Source organism: Nitrosomonas sp. Nm166, assembly GCF_900112825.1.
Classification (GTDB): Bacteria; Pseudomonadota; Gammaproteobacteria; order Burkholderiales; family Nitrosomonadaceae; genus Nitrosomonas.
Genome location: NZ_FONE01000039.1, coordinates 1 through 19048, shown reverse-complemented (window position 1 = coordinate 19048; position 19048 = coordinate 1). Strand labels below are relative to the sequence as shown.

General features: G+C 46.3%; 12 protein-coding genes. 1 reads left to right on the top strand and 11 read right to left on the bottom strand.

The window, feature by feature from the left end:
- Nucleotides 1-124 precede the first annotated feature (124 nt).
- The 11 genes from BM021_RS11275 to BM021_RS11225 form a co-directional block, all read right to left on the bottom strand.
- Nucleotides 125-1009 carry an NAD-dependent epimerase/dehydratase family protein gene (locus BM021_RS11275; RefSeq protein WP_090721135.1) on the bottom strand — a complete coding sequence of 295 codons (885 nt, stop codon included), beginning with the start codon at nt 1007-1009 and terminating at the stop codon, nt 125-127.
- Nucleotides 1002-1913 carry a glycosyltransferase family 2 protein gene (locus BM021_RS11270; RefSeq protein WP_090721134.1) on the bottom strand — a complete coding sequence of 304 codons (912 nt, stop codon included), beginning with the start codon at nt 1911-1913 and terminating at the stop codon, nt 1002-1004. The genes BM021_RS11275 and BM021_RS11270 overlap by 8 nt, the downstream gene beginning before the upstream one ends.
- Nucleotides 1914-1932: 19 nt before the next feature.
- Nucleotides 1933-2910 (bottom strand): glycosyltransferase family 2 protein, encoded by a 978-nt coding sequence (locus BM021_RS11265; protein WP_090721133.1) that lies wholly within the window; start codon nt 2908-2910, stop codon nt 1933-1935.
- Nucleotides 2911-3097: 187 nt separating this feature from the next.
- Nucleotides 3098-5581 carry a glycosyltransferase gene (locus BM021_RS11260; RefSeq protein WP_177186365.1) on the bottom strand — a complete coding sequence of 828 codons (2484 nt, stop codon included), beginning with the start codon at nt 5579-5581 and terminating at the stop codon, nt 3098-3100.
- Nucleotides 5582-5646: 65 nt separating this feature from the next.
- The gene (locus BM021_RS11255; RefSeq protein WP_090721131.1) at nt 5647-6744 is read right to left on the bottom strand and encodes a glycosyltransferase; all 1098 of its coding nucleotides are present in this window, start codon (nt 6742-6744) and stop codon (nt 5647-5649) included.
- 189 nt (nt 6745-6933) lie between these two features.
- Nucleotides 6934-10215 carry a glycosyltransferase gene (locus BM021_RS11250; protein ID WP_090721130.1) on the bottom strand — a complete coding sequence of 1094 codons (3282 nt, stop codon included), beginning with the start codon at nt 10213-10215 and terminating at the stop codon, nt 6934-6936.
- A gap of 45 nt (nt 10216-10260) precedes the next feature.
- Complete coding sequence (locus BM021_RS11245) at nt 10261-11115, bottom strand: PIG-L deacetylase family protein (protein ID WP_143074330.1); 855 nt, start codon at nt 11113-11115, stop codon at nt 10261-10263.
- Entirely contained in the window at nt 11021-12220 is a 1200-nt protein-coding gene (locus tag BM021_RS11240) for a glycosyltransferase family 4 protein (RefSeq protein WP_090721128.1), read from the bottom strand. Before BM021_RS11240 ends, BM021_RS11245 begins: the two co-directional genes overlap by 95 nt.
- 40 nt (nt 12221-12260) lie before the next feature.
- Nucleotides 12261-14048 (bottom strand): GNAT family N-acetyltransferase, encoded by a 1788-nt coding sequence (locus BM021_RS11235; protein WP_090721127.1) that lies wholly within the window; start codon nt 14046-14048, stop codon nt 12261-12263.
- Nucleotides 14035-15321 (bottom strand): ABC transporter ATP-binding protein, encoded by a 1287-nt coding sequence (locus tag BM021_RS11230; protein WP_090721126.1) that lies wholly within the window; start codon nt 15319-15321, stop codon nt 14035-14037. Before BM021_RS11230 ends, BM021_RS11235 begins: the two co-directional genes overlap by 14 nt.
- Entirely contained in the window at nt 15311-16147 is an 837-nt protein-coding gene (locus BM021_RS11225) for an ABC transporter permease (protein ID WP_090721125.1), read from the bottom strand. Before BM021_RS11225 ends, BM021_RS11230 begins: the two co-directional genes overlap by 11 nt.
- A gap of 357 nt (nt 16148-16504) precedes the next feature.
- On the opposite strand from BM021_RS11225, the gene BM021_RS11215 reads away from it, so the two are divergent.
- The gene (locus BM021_RS11215; protein WP_090721123.1) at nt 16505-18832 is read left to right on the top strand and encodes a beta strand repeat-containing protein; all 2328 of its coding nucleotides are present in this window, start codon (nt 16505-16507) and stop codon (nt 18830-18832) included.
- Nucleotides 18833-19048: the final 216 nt, after the last annotated feature.

The following is a 19048-nucleotide window of genomic DNA, read 5'->3' as shown; positions in this document are numbered from 1 at the left end:
CGATAAGAAATTTGCTACTCATTACGAAAACTAAAAATAGCCACAGCAGAGTCTGAATATGGCAGAGAATATGCTTCATCAGAAATATGCAGTAGATTGAATTAGTTGTAATTATAATTGCCGATCATCGGTTTTGACTAGGTAAATCTTCCGCTGTTAATTTAAAAGGTCTGGGAGAAAAATTTAACTCCCGCTTTGCATCTGAGCTATCAAATATTAAATCCCGATTCATTCTTTCCGCCATTGCCGCTGTCCAGTGTCGGTAGCGTGGTAACCATCTCAATCCCCCTATGGCCATCTGAAAAAAACGCAGCGGTATGGTCACTATGCGTGGTGTGCGATCTAATGCTTCAAATACTCGTTTAACCACTTCACGGTACGGCAAGGTTTCTCCACCTGTTAAATCATAGCAACGATTGGTTAAATTTAGCGTATTGAGCGCATAAAAACATGCCGAAGCGACATCTTCCGCGTGGATAGGCTGCCGCAATCCTCTGGCTGATCCGAATATGGGAAAGAATCCAAAGCGGCGGATAAATCGTGCTATTTCAGCAATATTTTTGTCCCGTCCATAACCGTAAATCAATGTCGGACGCAAAATAATCCATTTTATTCCATGCGTGGTTGCCCATTTTTGCACAAGCTCCTCCCCTTCTATTAGTTGCAGTGCAACTTTTCTTTCGTTGTGGTCGAAGGAAGTGTCTTTAGTAAATCGGCTGGTGGAAGATAATACTACAATCCGTCGCACACCATAGGCCAATAAGAGATCAAAATACTCAGATAATACCCAGATTGGAGCGGTACATACCCAAGTAGGAATTTCCTGGCCAGTTTGTATGTTTGCCGTCTTCGTTGCATTGAGTTGTTGCCACGTGACTTGTGGATGATTCTGTGCAGTGGGATGGCGAGAAAAAGCAGTCACCTGATAATGATTGCGTATCAGCTGTTGCAGCAAACACTCACCTACCAGACTGGTAGCACCTAACAACCCAACCTGCTGCTCATTCATGTCCGAGTTTCAGCATTTTGTAACCATTGCTTCCCATATAAAATATAACGGTAACGCAGAAACGAAACCATATGCCGAAGGCAATCAATCCCATCAGCACGCGCGGGTACTGCTGGTGAAAAAATTTTCGGTAAAAACGCACCATACCCTTATGCTTATGCCATGCAACAAAGAATGGCCGCGAACGGCTGCAAGTTCCCTGAAAATGGGTAACCGGCGCATCCGGTACAAAAACGATCTTCCAGCTTTTTTGTTTAAACCGCATGCACCAGTCCAGATCTTCGCAATGTAAAAAATAATGTTCATCCCAGGCACCTACATCATTAATTGCTTCTCGTCGTACCAGCATCAGTGCGCCTGATATCGCTTCAACCTCAATAGGGGCTTGTGGTAGGGGTTGTTTATTCAGATGAAAATCAAAAAACAGTTGCGGCCAGTATTTTTCCAGGCGATATAAGCCAAAGGCACGCACAAAAGCTCGCCAAGGAGTAGGAATGGCGCGCCGCCCGCCGCCTTGCTCAGAGCCATCCGGATTGATCAGATAACCACCGACCATGCCGATACGTGGATCTGACTCCATTACTTGAACCATGCGCTGTAATGAATCGGTACCTAAGATACAATCAGGGTTCAGGAAAAGAATGTAAGGTTGGGTTGATGCCGCAAGACCTACATTGCAACCGGCGGCGAAGCCAACATTGTTATTCAGGCGGATAATGTGTAAACGATTTTCTTCTGGAAGTTTAGCATCTAGGGTTGATAGACTCGAATCGGAAGAGGCGTTATCAACTACGATAACTTGCTGAGCCTGTTTCAGAGTAGTGAGAATGCACTCTGCAAGCAACAAACCAGCATTATGATTGACTATAACAACTGATATAGGCTCATGTTCTGAGATGTGCATCTATTAAACTCACGCTGATCTATTGATTGGATTCAGGTTTATGGTTCCAGTGGTGGTGTTGCCAGTGTCCCGGAAATTTTCCGCTTACTCCGCGTATTCCATGCCATAGGCCGATAGTCATCATTTTAAAGTTCAAGAAGCGTGGTGGTATTAAGAGTGAAAAGAGTCCATATTTTAACAGTAACCGATAAGCATCGCTTAAAGCCCAAGACGTTGAGATATAGTTTCTTTTGTAAAGCAAAATGGCATTGCGAATTAAATAATAGTTGCGTAACGGACTGTGCACCGGAATGATGCGTCTTCCATTTTGCCAAGAAACTACTCGATCTCCCAATGTATGACTCATTTTTGCCGTGCATACTCCAAAACACTTATATTTCATGTGCTTGACCCGCAAGCACCATTCAATGTCCACATAATCAATGAATAAAGAAGCGTCCATCAGACCCACAGCATTCAGAACAGAAAGTCGGATCAGCATACCGGAAGTAATCAGAAAATCCGCTTGATGAGGTTCATTTTCTCCATCTTTACAATAAGTTCTGATAGATTTTAATCCTGAAAACTGGAAAAAAGGAGCTGGTCTTGGATGACGTGGGTCATGGTATTGGGGACCGACTGCTGCTACTTGCTCGCCGCGTTGCAGCAGTTTTATTTCACTAGCCAACAGTTGTCTGATCATATTGGGAAAAGGTAGACTATCCTGATCAAAAAGCACTACATGAGTCATCTCGTTTTCTTGCGCCCATCGGATAGCATGATTGTGTGCCTCGGCTACACCTAGATTTTCTGCGAGAAGCAGAGAAATAACATTTTCTTGTTGATGTGCTTCAATCCAGGCGACACAATCCTTGGAAGAGCCGTTATCCACAATTACTGTTATAGCTACTTGCTTCGTCAACGCCGATAGAAGGTTTGCCAGCGCACTAAGATCAGGGTCGTAAGTGACAATAACGGCGCAAATTGAGGAGGATGGCACGATGGAGTTGCTCTTCATTCGGAATGTTGTGTTTTTTGCATTAAATACCTGCTGACTGTTGTTTTGAAGAACCTGTTCGTCTGCTCAAGGCATCGAGTATTTCATACGGCATCATAATCATGTGTTGTATGGTAGAGATTAAAAATAAAATAATACAAGCCAGTCTAACGAACAGTCGTTTTCTGCAGAATATATCATTATTCTGTCATTCTGCCCGTAGGGCAGCCACCCTGCGCAGGATATCGGCCAATTCGGCTGCCTGTTGCGGAAAATAGCGCAAACGTTCCAGCTGAGGATTACGATCAGTGATCAAACGTGCCGGGTCACGTAGTAAACTGATGATGGCGGCACGGAAAGCATCAATGTTTCCCATTTCTACTACTTCACCGTTCTCGCCGCATATCAAATCCTCGGCAGGGCCGCCGCAATCTGTGGCGATCACCCATACATTACGAGCTATTGCTTCGCGCACGGTCAGTCCAAAGCTTTCCTTCCATTGTGAAGGAAAGAGTAGTACATCAATATTGTTGAAAAAATCATCAATTCCATCCTGCTCAAAAGGCGGTACAATTTCCAGCTTGCCGGTAATCTGCCAAGTATCATTGGGCATTTGCGAAGTACCAAATTTGCTTTCTATATCCACCAAACGCAAGGTGTAGTTGTGTTCGGTAATGCCAGCAAACACCTTACGTAATTGGAAATACCCCTTATGTACCGCTCTTCCGCCCAGAAAGGCGAAAGTGATATGATTGCTGCTCTTTTGATGGCGTTCTTGGCGGGGCAACAGTATCCCGTTTTTATTAACCTGAATGTGATCGGGTGGAATGCCGCTACGTATGTACAAGTTGCGTTGAAACTCACTAGGTGCGAGTAGCAGGTCTGCGTCTGCCATGATCTGCCAGAGTCGGTGAAAGCGTGTATGCGTAAAGGACGGATCGGGTGTGCAACTGGTACAGACTGTAATATCTACTCCCGGTTGGGCACAATAATTACCATCTGCGCGCACCATAAACTGTCGTTCGCATAGCCACCAGGCATCATGCAGTGTAATGACATAAGGCGTTTCGGTTCGACGACAAGCATCGGCAAGTGCTGCGCTTAGCATTTGTATTGAGTGAAAATGTACTATGTCGGGGCATACTGCACGCAATACTTCCTCAAAGCGTGCTGCCATCTCAGGGTTATCGTAATCGGCGGAACGATCTGCACTTGCTGGAAAGCCTATTGCCACAACCGGAATGCCATTCCATTCGTAACGGGCAAGCTCATACGCAGGCAAATCAGGATGAGAACAACCGGTAAAAACGCAGACTTCTACTTCTGTCATGACTGACAGTTCAGCAGCTAGTTGCTCGGCAACAATCGTAGCGCCACCAAAGCTCATCGGCGCAAACAGTACATTTACCATCAGCACACGCAATTTTTTTTTCTGCGGTGGCGGCAAAGCATGCGCCATGATCGGTTGCAACTGGCGCTGTGCGATAGTAGCGGGCGAATATCGCTGTAACACATCCTGTTTGGCTATTTCGCCTATGTGGTGGCGCAAGTCAGCACTTTCTACCAGAAGCGACAAACATGCAAACCACTCTTCCGGTGTACTCGCTAGAAAGCCATTTTCGCCGTGCCGAATCACATCCCTGAAAGCTGCTGATGGAGAGCATACGGATGGCACACCAAATAGCGCGGCTTCAAGAAATTTAATATTGCTTTTGGCATCGTTGAATATTGATTCTTCTAAGGGTGCCAGATTAATCGAAAATCGTGCCATTGATAAATAATAATCATCGGGTTCCAGAAAAGGTACTCGTATGATGCGTGCGGCATGGCGAGCAAAATCCACAGGCAGATCGAGGAAGCCATAAATTGCCAGTCGCACAGCTGGATAAGTGTCAAGAATTTGCAGCAATGCAGGGGTGGCGACCATGAAATCAGCATCATGGGTGCGAGTACCGCTGCCATAGCCGATTATCACCTCTCTATGGGGTGGTGGATATTTGCCAGCGGCTAGGTCGAGTAGATGCTTGTCGAGGCAGTTCTCCAGAATAAACACTTTGTCGCGGCACAGGGGCTGCATTTTTGCAGCGATGACTGATGTGCTTGCAATGGCGCAGCCAGTTAATTGCAACATGTCTTTGTACAGACGCGCCCCTTCCATGAGCAAGGTAAGTTCCTGTTCCGGTAGCTTTTGTACGTTACTGTTGCGGCGATATTCCTCCAGATCAAATACCAGATCGTCGATATCAAACAGAGAAATAATACCTAATCGTCTCGCTTCAGTAATCAGTTTTTTAAGTTCTGGTGTTGCCGGTGTGCGATAGAAGATTACCATGCCGTGGGTTTGCAAGGCGTTTCGGCAGCTCATGTAATCGGTCCATGGCAATATGGTCGACTGGTAACCAAGTAGGGAAAGTAATTCGACCTTTTGTGTTACTCGGTATTTTCTGCACTGAACCAATGACAGTTCTGCCACAATCAACACTCGATTGCCTAATGTGTTGCGAGAAGCGGCACTCAGTGCCGCTTGCCAAGGAGTATCTATTTCCGATGTTGCAGAAGGAATTGTGAGTTGTTTTCCATCGCGTAGGTGAGGCCACTGCATGCGGGTTATCCTTGCTGCATGAAACATGCCCCACAACAATACATTAATGCTGCGCGCAAAAAAGGAATTGCCTTGCAGACGATCGGTCATTGTCTTCATTACGAGAGCATTATAGTGCTGTGCTTGTCGTAGTTTAGCTAGGAAAAGGCGGAAATTCATGAGCGACTGAAGAAGTTTTTTATTATCAGATTGAATTGGCGCAGCGGGGCAGTAATATACCAGGAGCGAGAACGATAGATGATATTTAGCTCGGCATGGCAACCGGTTAATTGTGCCTGAGTATCGGTCAATTGCATCTGGACATTAGATAGTTGCATCTGGGCATCAGATAGTTGCATCTGGGCATCAGATAGTTGCATCTGGGCATCAGATAGTTGTATCTGGACATCAGCCAGTTGCGTTTGGGTATGGGTTAGTTGTATCTGGGCATGGTTCAGCTGTTTATTGGTGTCAGTCAGTTGCGTTCGAGAGTCGACCAATTCCTGCTCCATCTGAGTTTGTGCGATATGCATATGCCAAAAAGTGCCCATCAACTTGCCCACACGTTCGACTGGCCAGCGGTTACGCCATTTGTCATAAATGCGAGCATAAGCCGTTCCAGAAAAAGATTTCTGTTGATGTACCCCGGAACTATTATACATGCGATAATAACCGCTAACTCCAGGTATGAAGATAAAGTCACTCAGTAAGCTGGCTTGCAACCAGAAATCCCAATCTTCGTAATAATCCAGCGTTTCATCCATCAGACAACCAACTTCGATCAAGTGCCGGCTAAACAGTACAGCATGGATAGGCATGAAATTGATTGTCATCAGTAATATGGCATCAAATGGCTGTGCAAAAATTTGCGGGGTAATTTGCTTTGCCTCATTCACGCACGCGATGCCAGTGTGGGCTGCAAAACAGGCAGGATGCGTAACCAAAGCATCAGCCAGTTTAGCAATATGATCAGCTTCGAACCAATCGTCATCATCAAGAAAAATCAAATACTTCCCATTAGCCTTGTCTAAACCGGCATTCGCTGCGCGGCTGCGACCCAATGGCTGATCGCTATCGACCATACGAATTGGAAAATTTCCGCACCACTCGCTGACTTCTCGGTGATCCGCGCCTTTTGCATTGACGATAATGACTTCTATGTTTGGATAAGTCTGCAAAGCCACAGACTCAAGTGCATCTGCTAGTGTTGAGCGGTCTATGCTGCGAATAATAATGCTTACCAGGGGAAAAGCAATACTGTTCTTTTCAGACACCCTTGACTTCCTCCGGTTAGAAAAACAGTTTGAGAAGTTGCTAGATCAGCTCTTCAAAAGACTTTCGAGATAAAACGCAAGTCTAGCATCATTTATAATAAGCCTTCAAATACCGCTTTCCTTTCGGTTCAGTAAAAGCTTCTGAGAAGTTGAAACTGCTCTCTTTTTTCGGTGTGTAAAAATATAAGTTCAATGAAGTCTGAATAAAGCTTCAAGGAGTTTAAAAGCTGGTGCTTCGGGGAAATAATGCGTGATATCCGACAATGCTTGCCGTTGTAATTGGATTCGTAATTCGTTATCGGATATCAGCCGATCAAGTGCGTGATGGCATGCGTTTGGATTTTTGGTATCAACAAGCAGTGCGTTTTTCTCATGCGAAGCAAAACTGCTGGCTCCTCCGTTCTCAGGTAGAATCACGGCCACGCCACAAGCCATTGCTTCCATAGCGGTAAGCCCCATTGCCTGATAATCTGAGAAGTCGACAAAAATATCCACCTCGTTCAGCAATAAAGCGACTCGCTCAGGTGTTTGCTTGCCCAGATTGTTCCATGCAAAATCCTGCGGTAGAGCAAGAAATCCGGCCGTATTGCTTTCTTCACCGAACAAGAAAATTTCAATCCGCTCTCTATATTTTTGTTCCATAATTTTTAGGATTTCCATTGTCAGGTGCGGACTTCGGCGGGGAGAAGAAGGTCTGATCATTGCAGCGATCCGTAGTGGTCGTTCTGGCCAGGAAGGATCTTTGCGAAGCCTCGGTCTAAATAAATCGATATCAATGCTCGGACCCAGTACAGTACAGTGAGCGCCTGTGTTTTCTAACACCTTCAGATGATTCCAGTATGTTTTAGTGACACAGACTAAATCTGGAATCAATGTATAAGAAGCTAATGCATTTTTGTGCTCAATAGTTTCTTGTTTATAGAAATAAGGTTCGAAATCTTGTATGTAATAACCCAGGATCGGTTTTGAGTGAATGGTGGCTGACAATGACATGATCCAGGCCACAGAAGTGTTGAAGGTAGCGATCACGGCATCGAAATCTGCGCAAAGTTTGGGTATTAATGCTTCGTTTGGCGCATAGATAACGGGAATATCCAATTCCGGATAACTATTCTCAAAGTCTACTTGTGAATTGGAAAAATTCAATAACCATACATCGACTCCCATCTTTATCAAGGCCTGAGCTTCACTGATCACAACATTCGCGCCTCCTCCGGCTTCTCTGGTCGGCAATATAAAGACGATTCTTTTGCCTTTCCATTGAGTTTGTGCTTTTTCAATCAATGCATGACGTTCAAACAACCGCTTCGCACGTGCACGTATGCCTTCCAATACGCGATTGTAGCGGCAGAAGTACACGCCTTCATCGATTGAGGGTTGTCCATATTTTCTGGCTAAAACTTGTCCGGCATGTTCGCATAACAGGCGGCGGCGTTCGGATGAATAGCTCTTGGATTGAGCATGGTAAATATATACATCATCGGCTATCGCCAGTGACCATCCTGCCTGCCTCGTGCGGAAGCAATAATCGTTTTCCTCACCATATCCTTGGGCAAAATTCTGTTCGTCAAGCTCACCAATTTCATCAATGAGGTCGCGTTTAATCAACAGGCAAAAGCCGTTCAGGAAGGGGATAAGTGGGTATAGTTGCCCAGAATAAATGGCTACTTGCTGCGCCATCTTTTCCACGGTCATTCCAGCGGGCAAAGGATTGTTTGACCAATCCCCATTGTGTTCGATATCAGGAATCGATTGCCAGGAAGCAGTGTTACTTAACGGACCCACGATGCCGATAGTGGGATCGGATTCGGCGCAGGCGATCATGCGATCGAGCCACTCAGCACTCACTATCGTATCGCTATTGAGTAACATCACATAAGGCGACCTTGAAGCTCTGATTCCCTGATTTGCAGCTAGCGTATAGCCACGCGCTGATTCATTCCTGATCAATCGCGCATGGTTATTTTTTGCAAAATGCTCCAGGTAATCGCGGGTCTCCGTTCCACTGCCATCATCTACCAATATTAATTCATACGGCGGGGAGGTATGGCGCAGTACCGACTCCAGGCATTTTTTGACATCTTCCAAAGCGTTGTGAACGCAAATGACGATATCAACAGCCATTGTATGAGGTGCAAGTTCAGGGCGGGTTATCGAGGCGCCTATAAACTTGCTTATTTCTCTGGGAGGGCGGTATGACGCATACCTTCTTAAACCATTACGCACACCTTTAGGCCCTTCTTTTAGTAATCTTTGGCCGGTTTTAAGTATTAAACGCTTGCCACCTTGCCAGCCACCACCATGCTCTTTGATAAAGCGTGAACTAAGCGCTAAAACATGCGAAATGCGTCGTGCCTGTAAGCCAACTTGACGATAAGGTGCGGTAAGCTTCCAGGAGTTTGAATTATAAAGCGCGTGGATTATCTGAGCATATTTCCCTATCTCTCGCTGGTGTTCCGTAATTACTTGTTGGTTTCCCGCTACGGCTCGTTGGTGCTCCGCGATCTCTTGTTTATGTTCCGCTATTGCCCGTTGGTACTCTGCTATTTCTTGCTGGTATGCTGCGATCGTTTGCTTGTACTGCGTGATTGCTTGCTCGTGCTCTGTTATTGTTTGCCTATGCTTAGTTACTGCTTGCTGGTACTCAGTCAACTTTTGCCTGTATTCACTACATTCGGCCTGCTGCGCATGGAGTTGGCTTTGTACCTGTTCCAGCAATGTTTCCCTGAATTCTATGAGTTCGCTCATTTGTTCGCCGGACCAGATAGACTTCCATTTATTAAAATAAATGCCTTTGGCTTTGCGAATGAAAATCTTGTCAGTCTCCAGGCCAAAACCGGAATGGCCGTAGTTCCGATAACAGGCGGTTACGCAGTCAATGTGGACAAAGTCCGTGTGTTGCGTCATCTGTACCCAGAAATCCCAGTCTTCATAAACGGCTAGCGTTTCATCAAACCGGCAGCCGTCATTCAGCAGCGATCTCTCAAAGAGTACTGCATGGATCGGTATGTAGTTTCTTCCCCAGAGTTTCGGCCAATGAAAAGGTTGATTCAACAGATCTGTGGTTCTTAATACACCTTCCTTGTAATGTTCAACGCGTACCCCGGCATAAGCGCAGCGGCAGTGATTTTGGTTTTGTAACGCGTTAACCAGGACAGCGATATGCTCGGGATAAAACAGATCATCATCGTCGAGAAAAATCAGGTATTCTCCAGTCGCCTCATCCAAACCAACATTTGCTGCCCGGCTGCGGTCCAATTGCTCACCGCTTCCGACCATTCGTATCGGAAAATATCCGCACTGCTCGCCGACTTCACGATGATCTGCACCTTTGGCATTGACGAGGATAACTTCAATGCTCGGATAGGTTTGTGAAGCCACAGAATCAAGTGCATCTGCCAGTGTTGAACGATCCATGCTGCGAATAATGATACTTACCAGAGGAAAAACAACACTGCTTTTTTCAACCATCCTTGATTCCGTAACCGTTAAGAAACAGCTTGAGAAGTAGCTGAATCAGCGCTTCAAAAGCCTTTCAAGATAAAATCGTAAGTCTAGCATTTTTTGTAATATTCCTCCAAACGCCACCTTCTTTTCGGCTTCGACAAAAGCCTCCGCATAGTTGGAGCCTTCCTTTCCCGGAAGATAAAGGCCGCGATAACTCGCTAATCCAATGCTGGCAGTGAGGTAATCGCAGTGAGAGAGCGGCAATACGTAACAGGAAATCGCCTGCTTCTTGAGGTCAATAACGCTGCTGATATCGACTACGCGGGTGGCTGGAAGCGGACTCCATATCTCGTACACAAACGCACGGCCCGGTCCTTCCCAGTGTTGCCAGCAGGATAAAATGGCTTGACCAATAGCGACATGATCACGATGGTAATCAAGCATCGAGGGCAGGAACAGCCAATCCGGGTTAAATTGCTGCAATAGCGTATGAATCTTGTTTTTAAAAGTCGATGAATTGCGAAAACTGCCGTCGGGTTCATCGAGAAACGCCAGGTCATCAATGCCCAGCACTGCAAGAGATTCCATGGCTTCCTTGCGGCGGATTGCCGGTGCATCGGCATCAAGCGTGCCAGCGCCAGCACCATCTGTGACGAAGATGACTTTTACCGTACATTTTTTCTGCCGCAGCAAAGCCAGGGTGCCGCCGCAACCCAACACTTCATCGTCTGGATGGGGTGCAAAAACAAGTATTTTTCCGCCTTCAACAGGGGTTAGCAGGGCGGGTAGTGGGCAGAGCTCCAGCTGGGCTATCTTAGCCTGCCGCTGCTTATCGAGTTGCCCGGCGATAAATTTCTTCATACCGATCAGTAATCTCAGTGATATCAGGCCATGCTTTAGCTCTTGCCTGACCCTTTTGTGCAATGGCTTCGCGCAATGACTGGTCGTTCAACATGCGCTCGATGGCCTCCGCCAGCGCATCAGGATTTGACTCTACCAGTAGTGCGCCATCACCTACTACCTCAGGCACGCCGCCTACAGCAGTGCAGATCGCTGCTGTGCCGGCGGTCAAGGCTTCGAGATTGGCCATGCCGAAGGATTCGGAGGCCGAAGCACTGATATACAGGTCAGCAGCGCAGAGATATAAGCCAATGTTTTCAGTAATGGCTAAGATGATTTTTCGAGGGAAGTCTAATTGCTGTGCCAGTTTTTGCAATTCATCGTAATTTCCTTCACCCAGGATCACCAGTTGGAAGTTTTCTTTTGTCTTAAACCTGGCACAGGCTTCAATCAACAGCGGAAACTGCTTGACTGGCGCAATACGGCCAACCGCCAGCACGTAAACAGTGTCTTTATTCCAGCCGAGCAGATTTTTTGCCTGTTCCTGACTGTAGTGGTTAAGTACCGGGCGCGCATGAACCAAGTGATACCAGTTCTCGGGCAACGGTGAAATCTCCAGATCGTGAGCAATCTGGTGAATGCCACTACGGGTGGGAGCGATCACCCAGGAAGCGGCAAGCAGGATACTTCTTTCCCACTTGCGCATGATGCGCATCATCGTCTGGCCGAGATGGACACCATCTTCGTGAATGGCTTGGGCATAACAGGCGAAACCATGTTCTGTCACTCCCCAGATCACCCGACATTTTGGATGAAATCGTAAGAAAAAACGTAAACCTGCCGCGATGATGGGATCATGGCAGTGTATATGTGTATACCCCTGTTTAGTGGCTAATTTGGCGGCAAGCCGTCCCATATTGAAACGTTCTAACAGGACTTGGAGCAGGGCCGAAAAATGGGTATGGCTGTTCATCCTGCCGGGCAGGGAAGAAAGGATACGTTGAAGACGTTGCTGCCAAAGCAAAGCACGCTCTCCCAAGTCAGTTTGGCAAAGGTAATTTGCCTCGATTCCGCGCCGGTAGAGTTCTTCGACCAAAGGCATCAGGCTGCGTCCAAGGCCGTAGCGTCGGTCTGACTGAGTTTCACGGGTAACCATGAGAATTTTAATGGTGTGGTTATCGAAAATCATCGACGGATATTCATTGGTTAAAACAGGATGTGAAGCTTGTTTACCGGAAATCGGTATCTCCCGACATCAACCACCAGTGATCGCGTAGAGAATCGGCTGCTGGAACAGCGCCCCAGGTGCTGGCGGGAATGCGAATATCGAGGGCCTGTCGGATACCGCCAGCACCAGCAAAATGTGCTGCAAAGTTTTCTGTGATGCGGCAGAACAATCGATGATCACCGCTCATACCTGCCAGCCGTCTGGCATGCAAAACCAGCAAAGGAATCTCGGTCAGGGGTGCAATGATATCAATGATTTCACAGCCATGAGTATCGTGGCGTAGCACCATTACACCCCGTGTTTCCCCACCGAAACGATTTCTGACCAGGATTACCTGATAGGGTTGATTGGGATGACCGAGATAGCGATATTGCAGGTAACGCCAATCGCGCACACCGATCATTGCAGTCTGCATATCGGCGGCCATGCGCTGCCAGCATTCGTTGACAGCACGGGTTGCAAAATCTGCCCCACGATCGATCAGCTGTAGACGCGTTCCCAAGAGTGGGAATCTCGACCGAGGATTCCATGAAAATTCGATCATGCGACCGGCTTCAGCATATAACCCCAGCCGCTCTGCTACCTTCATTGCTCGCTCATTAGGGAAACCAAAACCTACCAGGTAGGGCTTGCCATAGCCGATATAGCGTTCCAGAAAAGTCGCTGCCATCAGGAAAAAAGGCCCTTTTCTAGTAAGCGTGCCGCGTTCATTCATGTCTACCATGACATCCCCAATCTGCACAGCCCGTTGGGGTTGACCAAAAAATAGAATATCCCGACCGATGCCGCCGTAATGGCCGATCAATTGATTGCCACGCCAAAGGCCGATTTTCTTCCCTGACTCCGAGCCATATTTCCATTGCCATATGGCTGGCGCCATGTCGTGATTAAAGGCTCTCTTAAATAAGTCAAGCATTTCCGGCATTTGACTTTCCTGCAGAATCCGCAGATGCCATTTGGGCATGGTTTTTTTTCTGAAATGGAGCAAGGCATAGCCATAGTGTCCACTGGCATACCTTTTGTGATAAAGCTCGTTTGATGCATTCAGTCGAGTCAGTTGTTCATCACTGAGAGCAAGGCTTTTAATCAGGCTTTGCTGATGAATTTGGGTAACTTGTAGTAAATAATCCAGTGTTGGCGCCGCGATGGTGGATAAATCCAGATGCTCAATCAATTCGAACCCGAATCTTTCGGCCAGTGCCAACAGGTCATTGAGCGAGTGAAGTGCTTCAATACCTGCTTGATCGTGCTGCTGCAACGCGAACTCATCGATAATGATTAAATCACCTGATAAAGGTAATAAATCCAGTGCTTTATTAAAAATGATCAGCGGCTCGATGTATCTTGCCGATTCCTGAAATAACAGAGCCTTAAAGCTTTCTGATTGAGCTTCAAAAGCTTCCACGGATTCTTGAATAGCAGTGGTTTGCTGTGGATCCCGCGTGATGCCATGCACTTCGTAACCACACTGGCTTAACAAGGAGAGAACGCTGTTTAAACCAGTACTCACCTCCAGAATACGACACGGCGGTGATGGCAATCTGGTTCTCAATAGGTTCATGGAAAATTGCTGTGCTGCCTGCAGGCTGACTTTGTCATTTTGCAGCAATCCATAATGCAGATAGGCAGCCTTACCTTCTTGTAATAGCAGTGCATGCGCATAAACATTGAATGGAAAAGCCCAATCCGTAAAAGGAGAGGATGAATCTGTAGCAGTTGAAGGGATATGACCGGCTTGCTGATCATGTTGTGTACTCGATAGTGTCACCTCTTGATTAGTGTTGGTCATTGTGTGTGGTAATTGTATGGTTTTCCCACTGATGGGGGATTGAAAAATACCCTTGTAACCGGCCTGCTTGTTTTACTTCTAAAGTGGCTACTCCCTCTGCTGAGTCATAAATATGCAAACCGCGCTCACACAGCAGATAGGCGCTAATCAGATACTCGCCCTTTAGCAAGGGCAAATGATCCAGCTTAAGATAAACTTGTCCGGATCCTGCAGAAGTCCGCTGTATGGCAAATTCGTCCTCCCAGGTGGCAGCACTCGTGATGATACGTCCTTCCTTGGTTTGCAGCGTCATGGCTACCGTAGGGCAAGGCAGCGCAGGGTCGGAAACAAAACTGATCCATATCATGATGCTAGACTCACCGCTGACGATCATGGCATGTGATGTGTTAGTACCTTCTGCTTGCAGCCTTACTTTATCCAGATGCGCGTTGCCCAATACGTATTTTTTATCCACTGCGGGTGCATCGCTGTGAGGAGTAATCGGCGTGCCAGGAGCTGAATTCGCTGCGCTTTTGTCCAGGAACGCCTGGTAAGCCGTTACCACCTGAGCGGATTCTCCATTCAGAACGATCTGACCCTGATTAATCCAGATCGCGCGTGTACATAAAGACTCAACCTGAAACAGGGAATGTGAACAAAACAAAATTGTTTTTCCAGCGTCGCGCATTTGCATAATGCGGCTAAACGATTTAAGGGCAAAAGCGCCATCGCCTACCGATAATGCTTCATCAATAACCAGAATATCTGGATCGACATTGATGGCGACAGAGAATGCCAGACGCACATACATGCCACTGGAATAGGTTTTGACGGGCTGATCGATAAAATCACGCACCCCCGAGAAGTCGATAATATCTTCAACCCGTTCGGCAATTTCTGATTGACTCAACCCCAAGATTGCCGCACTCATGAAGACATTTTCGCGCCCGGTAAATTCCGGATTAAATCCGGCTCCCAGCTCCAGCAAAGCCGCCACACGGCCGTTGATTTGTACTTCGCCGTGTGTCGGTGTCAAAGTGCCGCAAACCAATTGCAATAAGGTCGACTTACCCGAGCCGTTTTGACCAACGATGCCAACCACTTCTCCGTGATTGACGGTTAAGTCAATGTCGCGCAATGCCCATAATTCACGATAATACTGACGCGGGCCCCACCATCGGTGCGGCCACAGGAATTGTTTTAACCGATCTCTGGGATGGCGATATAACTGATAGCATTTGGATAGCTTCAGGGTTCTGATCGCAGCTTCCGAATTTCCAAAATTAAAGGACATCTGCAAAGCCTTTGCGGGTTTTCTCGAACCATATCAAACCACCCCAGGCAACCAGCAAGGCAACCATATAGTAGACTGCCAGGCCGGCCCAATCAGGTAACTGGCCATATAAAATCACTGCCCGTGCTTGTTCAATGATAAAGGTTAAGGGGTTGAGAAACAGATAATCACGCACGGATTCTGGCAATGCCGATGCAGGATAAAAAATAGGGCTCATGAACAGCAGGACAGTCAGAAGCAAGCCAATGAATTGACCAATATCCCGGACAAAAACACCGATTGAAGCCAATAACCACGATAGGCCCATAATCAGTAACAACAGTGGAAAGATGATAATTGGCAAATATACCAGTGTCCAATAAATCGGGTGATCAATCATTAATAAAAAAGCCAGTAAAACCAGAAAACTGATCCCTGCATGAAAAAGCGTAGCGCCCAAGGTCACCCACGGTAAGATTTCCAACGGAAATATGATCTTCTTAACATAATTGACATTGGCGAGTATGAGTCCTGGAGCTCGCGACAGGCACTCGGAGAACAGATTAAATATGATCAACCCGGCAAATAATAATAAAGCGAAAGCAAACTGATCATCATAGTAGACGCCAGCTTCCTGATCTAAGCGTACCTTAAATATCACACTGAAAACAAACGTATAAACCGCCAGCATCAGAATCGGATTGAGAAATGACCACAATAATCCCAGCAATGAACCTCTATACCGGCTGATCACTTCACGCTTGACCAATTGCAGGATGAGCGGGTAATGACGCTTCAGGCTGAGAAAGATATCAAAAAAAGGTGTGGTCGTATTAAACAGATGCAAGAGAAATTAGCTATGAAAAGTTAAACGAATATTATCGCAGATATTAAAGGGAAATGACCATGGAAAACGGTGTTGCTTGGCGTTAAATAATCTTTGGATAAAGCTATAGTGAGGTACTGCGAGCAGCACAATCAATGTTGCAAATATGCAACATAAGAAATGGAAACCTCACCTGTGTACTTGCCAAGCGTATAGGTTTTGGGCAGAATGAGCTAACTTGGCTTTTGTGGTATTTTCTGCTAGGCATGCTGGTTACGCAGAGGCTGGTTATGCAGAGGTTACATAGAGACAAAGTGAAAAACTTAAAGGTAATTTTCTTTCGTAATCATTTTTTAATTTTATATTAAGGAAACTCCCATGGCGATAACACCAGATCAACGAACAGAAATTTTGGAAGTGGTTGTAGGTTTGTTCAATGCAGCACCCGGCAGAGTCTATATGACGGAGTTGGCGAATCTGTATGAGAATCTCGGTTCCGACACCCAACAGCTAGCTGAGTTCTTGGATGATACCCCGGTATTTCAGAATGAGATTTTGCTAGGTAGAGTTACCACGGATGCTCAGGTTGGTATTTTGATGGATCATTTTGGTCTGGAAGCGGATGATGATCCAGCAAGCGCAGGCTCCCAGGCTGAAGCTTACTTCACACAAAAGCTTGAAGCAGGCGAGAGTCTAGGAAAAATCGTTTTTGATGCAGTAACTTACCTGAAAGGAACGCCTGCGCCAGAATTTGAAGAAACAGCTACTTTGCTGGATAATAAAGTATTAGTTGCTGAGGTTTTTTCTGAAACAAACTCTAGCACTGATTTTTCTACCCTGCAGAATGTACTTGCCTCAGTTCCTTCAGACCATGAGCTTACACGTGCAGAAGCAGAAGAAATAGCAAATCAGACACCTGGAACTCCAAATACATTTACACTGACAGATGATGTAGACGCTCTGACCGGTACCAATGCTAACGACTTATTCATCGCGTCTGATACAACTTATAACACCGGTGACAGTCTGAACGGCAGTGGTGGCAATGATACCCTGAATCTGACTTTGACTGCCGCAAACACCGCGCTTGTTGATTTGACCGCGATTGAAAATGTCAGGATTCGCGATGTTAATGCTGGTGGTAGCACTGTCGAGGCCTCCGGTTGGGATGGCGTAACCCATATTTGGAGCGATCGTTCAACTGAAAATACGACCGTTAATAACGTAGCTGCTCTGGCTGCAGTTGGTGTCAACCAAGGTGATGGTGCGAATAACTTTACTGTGAACTTTGCCGAAGATGCTGTTGAAGGTGATGCGGATGAAGTTACCGTTGCACTGACTGCTGCTGATGCGGGAACTGTGACGATTGATGATGTTGAAGCTTTTAACGTCAATTCTGGCGGTTCTTCTGAGAACGAACTTGTCGCTCTGGTCGGCGATGCCGTAGAGACTATCAACATTTCCGGTGCTCAGGACCTGACCATTACTACTGCTCTGGCTAATACCGTTACGACCATTGATGGGTCTGCTGCAACGGGTGATGTAGCAATTGAAGTTGGTGCTAGTTTAGCTGCAGCGGGTGATGAGTTATCCGTAACGCTTGGTAGTGGTAACGATACCCTGACTACAGGTGCAGTACTATCAACAGTGGACGAAGACGCAACAGGTGCTTTGGATGGTGGAGAGGGTGAAGAAGACGTTCTGGCAGTTGATGCTCAAATCGATGACGATGTGGATGTCAATGCTGCTATCACCAACTTTGAGATTTTGCAGATCGATGCGAATGTAGGTTATGATTTAGACGGCTATGATTGGGTTCAGCGGGTTAATTTAAATGCTGATATTGCCGGTGGTAATGTAATCGATAACATTGGTGCCGATGTGGTTACAAACATTCTGACAAATGTTACCGATGTTGAGCTGTCTCATGTTAATGCTGGTAAAGTTGGCACTCAGTCGCTTGCTGTCGATATCGGTGGCGAAGATGCTGGCGTGACCGCTGGCACACTGACAATAGATGGTGTAGAAAATATTACCATCAATAGCTCGGGTGCAGATGAGAACACCATTACTGCGATGGAAAATGATGCCTTACGCATCCTGACCATCACAGGTGATCAAACGCTCGATATTACTACAGAGAATATCCAAGATAGCGTGGATGCTTCTGAATTCACAGGGGAATTGTTTATCGATCTTGCTGCTCAGACAACTGGTATTGAATTAGTGATCGGAACGGGTGGTTCTAATATCTTTGTGGATGCGGCTGATGAAGATGCTCATGCTATTACATTGGGTGCGGGTGCAGTTGATACATTGATCGTATCTAATCCAGACGATGGTACTTTTGTTGATTCTGTGGCTAGCCGCATGGTTGTTACAGGCTTCGAAGGTGGTGCAGATGTTATTGACTTTAGTAACACTACTGATGCTGCTGCTACTCCTGCACTCGTCGACGAGGATGAGTTGGCAGATATTCAAGCTGCAGTTGATGAAGTCACTACATTAGATGATGCATTTGATGCCGCCATCGGTGCTTTCACCGGGGCTGCTGATGAAGTGTACGCCTTCGAATTTGACGGTAGTACATACGTCATTTATGAAGATGGTACTAATGCGGGAACCTTCGATGAGAATGAAGATTTCGTGATCGAACTCGTTGGTACCGACTTGGGATTGACCGAAGATAATTTCCTGCTCGCCTAATCTGACGATAAGAATTCTCTCTATTCAGAGAGAATCACAGAAGTAAAACAAAAACCACTTCCTGTTTTTCAGGAAGTGGTTTTTTTACTAGCACTCCGGCGAATGGTACTATTACATCCAATGAGACCTTTGCAAAAACATAACTTTACCTGAAGCGTATTCAGTTCAGATTTTTTTGTGAGCAATGAAGTACTTTTTGTAAGCTTTTCGCAAAAA

What these genes read in the sequence shown, in the direction of transcription:
- BM021_RS11275 (WP_090721135.1), bottom strand. Translation starts at nt 1,009, where the DNA reads ATGAATGAGCAGCAGGTTGGGTTGTTAGGTGCTACCAGTCTGGTAGGT.
- BM021_RS11250 (WP_090721130.1), bottom strand. Translation starts at nt 10,215, where the DNA reads ATGGTTGAAAAAAGCAGTGTTGTTTTTCCTCTGGTAAGTATCATTATT.
- BM021_RS11265 (WP_090721133.1), bottom strand. Translation starts at nt 2,910, where the DNA reads ATGAAGAGCAACTCCATCGTGCCATCCTCCTCAATTTGCGCCGTTATT.
- BM021_RS11270 (WP_090721134.1), bottom strand. Translation starts at nt 1,913, where the DNA reads ATGCACATCTCAGAACATGAGCCTATATCAGTTGTTATAGTCAATCAT.
- BM021_RS11235 (WP_090721127.1), bottom strand. Translation starts at nt 14,048, where the DNA reads ATGACCAACACTAATCAAGAGGTGACACTATCGAGTACACAACATGAT.
- BM021_RS11240 (WP_090721128.1), bottom strand. Translation starts at nt 12,220, where the DNA reads ATGATTTTCGATAACCACACCATTAAAATTCTCATGGTTACCCGTGAA.
- BM021_RS11260 (WP_177186365.1), bottom strand. Translation starts at nt 5,581, where the DNA reads ATGACCGATCGTCTGCAAGGCAATTCCTTTTTTGCGCGCAGCATTAAT.
- BM021_RS11215 (WP_090721123.1), top strand. Translation starts at nt 16,505, where the DNA reads ATGGCGATAACACCAGATCAACGAACAGAAATTTTGGAAGTGGTTGTA.
- BM021_RS11230 (WP_090721126.1), bottom strand. Translation starts at nt 15,321, where the DNA reads ATGTCCTTTAATTTTGGAAATTCGGAAGCTGCGATCAGAACCCTGAAG.